Origin of the sequence: Mycobacterium sp. E1386 (genome assembly GCF_001672745.1) — a bacterium.
GTDB lineage: Bacteria > Actinomycetota > Actinomycetes > Mycobacteriales > Mycobacteriaceae > Mycobacterium.
Genome location: NZ_LZKH01000117.1, coordinates 1 through 7898, shown reverse-complemented (window position 1 = coordinate 7898; position 7898 = coordinate 1). Strand labels below are relative to the sequence as shown.

Genomic DNA, 7898 nt, shown 5'->3' with positions numbered 1-7898 from the left:
TGCCGCGACCACGAACACGACGCCGGCGACGATGACCACCCACGCGACCACTTGACCCAGCCGACTGTGCGCGCCGAATCGATGCCCGTCCCCGGGGTGGCCGGTCACGGTGGTCGGTTCGCCGCTGGATTCAGGATTTTGCGTCATGCCCCAAACGATGGCACGGGTATACCCACCGGGGGTAGGGACCATTGGCCCTAGAAAAGGGCGTGGCCCATCTGGTCGGCTTACCTGATGGCCGGATTCACTCGGCGGGCCGCGCTCGCCGCGCTCGGCGCGGGCAGCGTCCTGGGTCTGGCGCATCTGCGTGCGCGCGTCTTTGGTCCTCCCTCGACCGCTATCCGCCTCACGGACGGGGGCGGTTTCATGGGCGCCGGTCACATGGACATGAGCCGCTACATGGAGATGTTCATGCGGCACAGCGAAATCGACCGGATCGTCGAGGACATCCCCGGCGGCGTGCGCACCACCACCGAATCGGCATCACCGGACCTGACCGCTCAACTGCAAGAGCATGTTTCGAGCATGTACGCCCACCTCGATCAGGGCACCGAAATCCGTTGTATGAGCCAGAGCCTGCCGACACTTTTCCGTCGCGCCGGCGGCTACCGGCGCCAGCTCACGTTCACGCCTAGAGGCGTGATTGCCGAGGAGACCGCCGAGGATCCGGCCCTCACCGATGTCATCCGTGCACACGCGCGTGAGGTCACCGGTTTCGTGCGGGACGGGATGCCCGCCATGATGCAACAGTCGATGGGCTGCGGCCGAATGATGGGACCTCGCAGGCCTTGACGGCCAATGCCTTGAAGGCGTCGTGGCCAGGGGCGGAGTTGCTACGTCATTTGCGCGCCCACCAGCGAGGCGCTGATGTCGTAAAATCCCGGGCCGTCGGGGGCCTTTATCCTTCTGCACGAGACAAAGTTCGATTCGCCACGTTTTAGGTCGTAAACGTACCGATCGTTGAATTCCTGACTACCCGATTTGCGTTGAACCGCCACGGTCGCGCGGACCGAAGCATCCTTCAAGTTGTTGATCACATGCCAGGACGAAAAGCCGCCGCACGCGTTGTCCGGCCAACTCCCCACCGAAGCGAGGCCATTCGGGGCGACGGTGTCCGCGGACACGACCCCCGGCCCACCGATGGCCGGAATGCAAACGGCGAGTAGCGCAAGACTATTAGCGACATATCTCACGGTCGTTCTCTCCACGATCAAAGAAGAATCGTACCGCCACAGCCGCCCGACAGTTGGTCAAATCGGGCGCATTCATCGGCCCGCCGCCACGAAATCGGCGCCGTGGTCGGTAGTGGCGAACGGAACTAGAACGGCGCCGGTTCGTCGGCCGGGGGTGCGGGGCCGCATGCGGTGGGTTGGGTGGCTAGTCGCGTTCGGCGGTTGTGGTGGCGTTCGGTGGCGATGCGCTGGGCCCGGTTCTGGGCACGAGTCCTGTTACGCAGCGGCATCATCGCGGTGCGCTCGCCGCAGCGCTCGGCGCCGGTGGCGGGGGCGGGCAGGTCGCCGGTGGGCGCGCACAGGCTGGGGAACAGCAGCGCGCTGCCCGGGGCGGTGACGTAGGTGTGTCCGTCGGGCAGGCGCCAGATGAGGGTGCCGTCGGGCAGCTGCTCGTCGCGCCAGCCCCAGAACGTTTTGAGCAAATGATGTTGGCGGCAAAGACATTTCAGGTTCGACGGATGAGTCGGGCCGCCATCGGCGTACGGGATCGTATGGTCGATATCGCAGTCGACGGCCGGGCGATCACACCCCGGCGCCCGACACGTCAGATCCCGGCACCGCACGAAATCTGCCAGCCGGGCCGACGGGATGTAGCGCGGTTCGGCCTGCGTTGGGACGCTCACCGGCACCAGCCTCGCCGAGCCGGCCAGCTCGGCGACCACCTCGGCGGAGATCAGCCGGTCAGCACCCACCTCCGTCGCCGGGGCCGACCCGTGGCCCTGGACGCTCGCCTGCTCGGCGACCACATGAATGACGACCGGCGTTGCCGCAGGACGCTTTCCCGCCGCGCAATCGGGCCGCCCACAACGGCAGCCCAGTCGATCCGCCCCGGCTGCCAGCGCCCCGAGGGCGTCGGCACGCCGCTGATCGCGGCCGCGCGGATCATGCTCACACACCGTCGCCGCCAGGGCATCCAACCGCTCGTCCAAGGCGTGGGCATCCGGGCTGAACAAGCTGCCGCGGATCTCGGACATGCCGCCCTCGAGATCCTCGATGCAGACCTCACGCTCGGCCCGACACTGCTGGCGGCGCCGCACCGCGTCGACGTCGGCCTTGGCGACGATCTTGTCCACCTCGCCGGCCAACCGTCCCCTGGTCATCGACGGCCAACGCGCCGCGCGCACAGCCAACTCGCCATCCACGGCCGCCAGCACTTCAGCGTCGGTGATCAGATCGGTGCGGTAGACGATGGTCTGAAACAACCGGAAATCGATGTCACCGGCGCGGAACACGGCGGCCACCTGCGGCAGCCGCTCACGCATTGCCAGCGCGTACCGCATGAAGCTGCCCGCCATCGCCAAGCTGACCCGAAACGCCGCAGCTACCTCGGCCCCCACCGCTGCCCAGGTGTCCACCGCCCAATCGGCCTCCTCGCCACGCTGGGCGCGGCGCAGCTCGAACAACTCCCCGACCGCGTCCAGCCGAGCCGCCACCACCTGGGCCTCTAGCCGCCACGACGCGCACATCCGATCCAGCAACGCCCGCGAGCGCTCACACCGCGGGGGCTTCCAATACTCGTGCAGTCGCGTATCGAACATGTGTTCTAGTATAGGAAGTACCACCGACAAGTGCGGCGATTACGGCATCCGGGTGCGATGGCGCTTGTCGTGCGACGGGACGCCGTTCACCCCGCCGGTGGACTGCGCGTAGCTGCCCACGGCGTAGGCGACGCCGGAACCCATGATGGCCAACGCGTCGCGGTTGATGTTGTCGACGGTTTCGTGGGGGCCCTGATAGTTGGGATCGAACGGGACGCCGGCCTGCCCGCCCCACAATCGGGCCTGCACCGTGGTTTTCGGCTGCGTGGCGCCGGCCGTCATGCCCCCGATCGGAACGCCCGCGACCATGAAGGGGTGGTAGTCGGCGAGCGTGCTCAGCGGCATGTCCGCGGGCCGCTTCCCGGCCAGGTTCAGATAGCCGGCCAGGGTGCGCTCGATGCCCGCCGACCCGTCCGGGATGTCCGCGTACGTCACCCCAGGCGCCGGCGGACCGGACTGATCGCCGTCGTCGGTGAAGAAGCCGGCGTTGGGCGAGCCCAGCCGGGTGAAGTTCAGGTACATCGCCAGATCGTTGAGCTGATCGCCGTCCAGGCCGAACACGTAATCCATGACGCCGTTGAGCCCGTCCTCGTCGGCGCCCCAGAACGCGAATCGCACCGCGTTGTTCACCGGCGCCAACGGGCCGAGCTGCAGCGCCGTTTCCAGCACCGCGGCCACCCCGGATCCGTCGTCGTTGATGCCAGGCCCGCCACGCGAGCTGTCGAGATGCGCCCCGACCATGATCACTTCGTGCGGAGAACCGGTCTTGGTCTGCGCCAGCACGTTTCGCGAGGTGATCTTGGTGTTCTGGGCGTCCAGCACCAGATGGATGGGCGCGCTCGCGCCGGCGAGCGCGGTCGCGGCGGGCCTGCCCGCGACCGCAACCGGCACGGTCAGCTGCTTGAAGTAGCCCGGATTGAACAACGTCGGCGGGGCGCCCTGGCCGGCGGGCGCACTGAGCACGACCAGCGCGGCCGCGCCCTTGGCCACCGCGCTGTTCTGCTTGTCGACCACCGAACAACGCGCGTCGTCGACGACGGCGATCGAACCCTTGGGCAGCGCGGCCGGGTAATCGCTGGCCGCACAGCCCGAGGGTTGGGCGGGCCGGACGGGCTGGCCGGTCAGTCCACCGGGCGGTGTCTGGACCAGCAACGACGCCTGGTCGACGGGGTAGCTGCGTCCGGCGATCGTCATCGCCGGCCTGCCCGGGGATACGGTGTACAACCGGTCAAACTGCGGGGTCATCACCTCAAACCCCCTGTCGCGCAGCGCTTTGGCCACGTAGTCGACGCTGGCGTCGTACCCCGGGGTGCCGTCCGCCCGGTTTCCTTTGTTGGCGTTGGCGATGTTCTGCAGCGCGCGCAGGTGGGCGAACATCCGATCGGCGGTCACTTTTCCGGCCAGGCCGCGACCCAAATCCGGTGCGGCCGCGGGTGATCCCGGCCGTCCCGACGAGCAGCCCGCCAGCAGCGCGGTCGCCAGCAGCAGTGCCGCTCCCAGCCGGCGGGTCATGGCTTCGTGAGCACGTGGCGCGTGCGGTCCTCCATCGCGGGCACTCCGTTGTGGCCGCCGAGGTCTTGGGCGTACAGGCCCACCGCGTACGCGACGCCGCCGCCGTTGACGCCCAGCGCGGCCTTGTCGATGTGGTCGAGGGTGTCGGTCTTCTGATGATAGTTGGGGTCGAACGGCTGGTCGGCGGTCCCGCCCCACAACTTCGCCTGCTCCGCAGACATTTTCACCTCGGCACCGGAGAACAGGCCGCCGGCGGGGATGCCCGCCAGGGTGAACCCGTCGTAGTCGGAACGGCCGTCAAACGACGTGTCCTGCGCGGTTTTTCCGGCCGACTTCAGATAGGCGACCAGCGTGCGCTCGATACCGGCCGATCCCTCCGGCACCACCGGCTGCCCGCGGGCGTCCGCCGGCAGCGATTGGTCCCCGTCATAGGTGAAGTAGCCGGGGTTGGGCGACGCGAGCATGTCGAAATTGAGGTACAGGGCGATGTTTTTGAGCGCAGTCAGGTCGAGTGACTCGACGTAGTTGCGCGATCCGATCAGGCCGAGTTCCTCCGCGCCCCAGAACCCGAACCGCACCGCGTTGCGCACCTGTGGCGAATTACCCAGCCGCAGGGCGGTTTCCAGTATCGCGGCCACTCCCGAACCGTTGTCGTTGATGCCCGGTCCATCCGGCACGCTGTCCAGGTGGGCGCCCGCCATCACGACGTTGGTCGTCGATCCCGTTTTGGTCTGCGCGATCACGTTGCGGGCCTTGAAGCTCTGCACACTCGCCTTCAGCTTGATGGTGGCCGGCCCCGGCTGGGTGCGCAGTTGCACGCCGACGGACTTGGTCACGCTCACCACCGGGATCTTGACGGTCGTGTCCGGCCCGAGCGTGCCGCCCATCTGTTGCTCGTCGACGTTGTCGGCGACGATCATCGCGACCGCGCCGCGCTGCGCCGCGACGTCCTCCTTCTGAGCGAACGGGCACGTGCCGCGGTCCACCAGGACCACGGCACCCTGCACCGGCAGGTTGCCGTAATCCGAGGCCGCGCAACCGGGGCCGTTGTTTGCGGGGATGGCGACCAGCGGCCCGCTCACCCCGTCCGGTGGGGTGCCGAGGCTGAAGTCGAGCGCGTGCGCCTCGACCGGCCTCCCACCGACCGTCACCTCCGGCTTGTCCCCGTGAAACACCCGCGCGGAGAATTCGGGGGTCTGCACGTCGAAGCCGCTGCCGCGCAATGTGTTTACGACGTAGTCGACGCTGGCCTCGTAGCCGGGGGTGCCCACCGCCCTGGTGCCGTTGTTGGCGTTGGCAATCTCCTGGAGCTTTGCCAGGTGGGCCATCATCGCGTCGGCCGTGACCTTGTCGTGCAGCGCGCCGGCGAACTTGGCCGCGTCGGGGTTTCCGGTGGCCTGTTGGGCGTTGGTCGACCGATGGAAGCAGCCGGTCGAGAACGCGGTCATGGCGACCACAACGAGCGCCGCCGGGATCGTCGTGCATTTGTTCACCATCGCGCCCCAGGTTAGACGCCGGGAGGAGCGCCCGGGATCAGGACACGGCGGTATCAGACGTAGAGCGCATTGAAAGGCGCAAAGGGAATGTTGCGCACCACAAACCACGCCGCGACCAGCGTCAGCGTCACCACCGCGGCCCAGCGACCGTGCTGCCAGCTCCGGACCCGTCGGCCCACCACCCGTCCATAGGTCCAGGCAAAGTACGCCCAAACCAGCAGCACGACGGCCGCCAGGCCCAACGCGTTGAACCTGACGGCCGCCATGACGTTGCCGTGCATCAGGGAATACAGCATGCGCAGGCTGCCGCACCCCGGACAGTCGATCCCCAACAGCGCCTTGGTGGGACACACCGGCAGCGGACCGTTGGGGGTGATCGGGTCACCCGCCCAGATGGCGGCGCACATCAGCGTCGTGGAAGCGGCCACCACCAGCGGTGCTCCCAGACTCAGTGGCGCCGACCCTTGGCGGGTCACCATGGTCGCGAACCGAGCTCAGAACATCGCGGCGAGCGCCGCGTTGGTGTTCGTGTTGAGCGCGCCGACCGCCATCAGGATGCCGTAGATGATGCCCACGACGACACCGATGACCGCCGACCAGATCACCCATTTCTTGGCGCTGTCGGCGGACGCCTGCGCCTCGGCATAACGGCCCTGCGCCCAGAGACCGTTGACTTGGCTGGACTTGACGATCGCCACGATCCCGAAGGGGAGACAGCAGAACAGGGTCACCAGGATGGACCACACCAAATAGTTATTCGGCGCTTGCCCGGCGGGCTGCTGCGGCGGGTAACCAGGCGGCGGAGGGGGCGGTGCCGGCGGTTGTGTCATGAAATCTCCAGTCCCGAGAAGTTAGCTGGCGTAAAGCGGTGCTTACCATACCCGAGCACAGTCGCGGCGGCACTAGCAATTTGAAAATCTCCCTTCGCCCCGCTGACGTGCTCCACGACCGTTCCCCCGCGTTAAGCCGCCGTTCTTCTGCCGAAGGAATCCGGTCACACCAAAAGGATTGGCCGAAAATGAGTTTCGAAATCGCGCGGGATCTCCCGTTGCGCTGCGGTGTCGAGAAAGATGCCGAGACAGACAATTGCCAGCGGAATGTGTTGCTTTGTCTGGACATATCCCTACGATCCCTACTTAGCGGAAGTATGTTTCTCCGGTGAGCGACGCCGGTCCCACAACCGCATAGGAGTCAGAGGATGTCCTACCTCAGCAACGCGTCGCGGTTCGCCACGGCCGCGGCGCTCGCGTGCGGTTGCGCCTTAGCGGGCACGGCCACCGCGGCCGCGGATCCCGCGAACACCGGTAGCTCGTCGGACATCAACACGCTTGCGGCATCGCTGTCGAAGGGCTACGGGCTGAACAACTGCACCGCCCAGAGCATCACCACCGGCGAACTGGCGTCGCTGACCTGCGGGCAGAGCCCCGATCCGAGCGGCCCGGTCCAGGCCAAGTACATCCTGTTCAACAACGGCGAAAACCTCGTCGGCTCGTTCAAGGCCAGCATCAAAGACGACGTGCTCGGCGCCTGTGGGGACAGCGGCCAATCCCCAACCAGTTGGCACCAGGGCAGCAACAGCGGCAATGCCGGGCAGGTGGCGTGTGGGACGTATCAGAACGCCGCCGAGATCATCTGGACGTCCGACGCCAAGAACATCCTGAGCTACATCCGCGGATCCAACACCGACGCCGCCGCGCTCTACCAGTGGTGGCGCGCCAACGGCTGACTTCGCAATTGGGGGGGAACGGGTTTCGGCATCACCCATCCAACAACCATAGGGAGTCAACGAAAATGTCACACCTCAACACCGCGCTGCGGGCCGTCTCGGCGGCAGCGGTTACCGGCGGTCTGGTCTTCGCGGCAAGCGCCACCGCGGTCGCGGAACCCAACACCGGCACCGCCGCCGACATGAACACGCTGGCGGCCAACCTGTCGAAGGGCTACGGCCTCAACAACTGCAAGTCGCAGGAGTTGACCGAATCCGGTGAACTGGCCGAGCTCCTGTGCGGGCAAAGCCCCGACCCAAGCGGACCCGGCTCCGGCGTCTACGCCCTCTTCTCCAACGGCACCAACTTGGCCTCCGCGTTCAGTTCCACCATCAAGGACGTGTCCCTGGCCGC

General features: G+C 67.1%; 8 protein-coding genes and 1 pseudogene. 3 read left to right on the top strand and 6 right to left on the bottom strand.

The features are described from left to right. The first annotated feature begins 234 nt into the window (after positions 1-234). Positions 235-792 carry a hypothetical protein gene (locus A5709_RS12740; RefSeq protein WP_068012037.1) on the top strand — a complete coding sequence of 186 codons (558 nt, stop codon included), beginning with the start codon at positions 235-237 and terminating at the stop codon, positions 790-792. Positions 793-833: 41 nt separating this feature from the next. Here the strand turns inward: A5709_RS12740 and A5709_RS12735 are convergent, their stop codons facing one another. The 6 genes from A5709_RS12735 to A5709_RS12710 all read right to left on the bottom strand — a co-directional run bounded on the left by A5709_RS12735 (position 834) and on the right by A5709_RS12710 (position 6608). Next, entirely contained in the window at positions 834-1214 is a 381-nt protein-coding gene (locus tag A5709_RS12735; RefSeq protein WP_156768033.1) for a hypothetical protein, read from the bottom strand. Positions 1215-1318: 104 nt separating this feature from the next. After that, the gene (locus A5709_RS12730) at positions 1319-2770 is read right to left on the bottom strand and encodes an HNH endonuclease signature motif containing protein (RefSeq protein WP_082973859.1); all 1452 of its coding nucleotides are present in this window, start codon (positions 2768-2770) and stop codon (positions 1319-1321) included. Between the two features lie 39 nt (positions 2771-2809). Beyond that, positions 2810-4282, bottom strand: a complete 1473-nt coding sequence (locus A5709_RS12725) for a M28 family peptidase (protein ID WP_068120167.1) — start codon at positions 4280-4282, stop codon at positions 2810-2812. Continuing rightward, complete coding sequence (locus A5709_RS12720) at positions 4279-5778, bottom strand: M28 family metallopeptidase (protein ID WP_068120166.1); 1500 nt, start codon at positions 5776-5778, stop codon at positions 4279-4281. The genes A5709_RS12725 and A5709_RS12720 overlap by 4 nt, the downstream gene beginning before the upstream one ends. A 53-nt stretch (positions 5779-5831) precedes the next feature. After that, a complete protein-coding gene (locus A5709_RS12715; RefSeq protein WP_068120164.1) occupies positions 5832-6257 on the bottom strand; it encodes a DUF2752 domain-containing protein in 426 nt (141 codons plus the stop codon). 15 nt (positions 6258-6272) lie between these two features. Then, the gene (locus tag A5709_RS12710) at positions 6273-6608 is read right to left on the bottom strand and encodes a CD225/dispanin family protein (protein ID WP_046183018.1); all 336 of its coding nucleotides are present in this window, start codon (positions 6606-6608) and stop codon (positions 6273-6275) included. 368 nt (positions 6609-6976) lie between these two features. On the opposite strand from A5709_RS12710, the gene A5709_RS12705 reads away from it, so the two are divergent. Together A5709_RS12705 and A5709_RS12700 are read left to right on the top strand one after the other, a co-directional pair. Beyond that, positions 6977-7504, top strand: coding sequence for a serine/threonine protein kinase (locus A5709_RS12705; RefSeq protein ID WP_068120162.1), 528 nt, complete (start codon positions 6977-6979; stop codon positions 7502-7504). Positions 7505-7569: 65 nt separating this feature from the next. Next, positions 7570-7898 (top strand): annotated as a pseudogene (locus tag A5709_RS12700) (serine/threonine protein kinase); the annotation flags it as partial.

Excerpts from the sequence above, each read along its gene's own strand:
- A5709_RS12705 (WP_068120162.1), top strand. The coding sequence starts at position 6,977 with ATGTCCTACCTCAGCAACGCGTCGCGGTTCGCCACGGCCGCGGCGCTC.
- A5709_RS12710 (WP_046183018.1), bottom strand. The coding sequence starts at position 6,608 with ATGACACAACCGCCGGCACCGCCCCCTCCGCCGCCTGGTTACCCGCCG.
- A5709_RS12715 (WP_068120164.1), bottom strand. The coding sequence starts at position 6,257 with ATGGTGACCCGCCAAGGGTCGGCGCCACTGAGTCTGGGAGCACCGCTG.
- A5709_RS12740 (WP_068012037.1), top strand. The coding sequence starts at position 235 with ATGGCCGGATTCACTCGGCGGGCCGCGCTCGCCGCGCTCGGCGCGGGC.
- A5709_RS12730 (WP_082973859.1), bottom strand. The coding sequence starts at position 2,770 with ATGTTCGATACGCGACTGCACGAGTATTGGAAGCCCCCGCGGTGTGAG.
- A5709_RS12725 (WP_068120167.1), bottom strand. The coding sequence starts at position 4,282 with ATGACCCGCCGGCTGGGAGCGGCACTGCTGCTGGCGACCGCGCTGCTG.
- A5709_RS12720 (WP_068120166.1), bottom strand. The coding sequence starts at position 5,778 with ATGGTGAACAAATGCACGACGATCCCGGCGGCGCTCGTTGTGGTCGCC.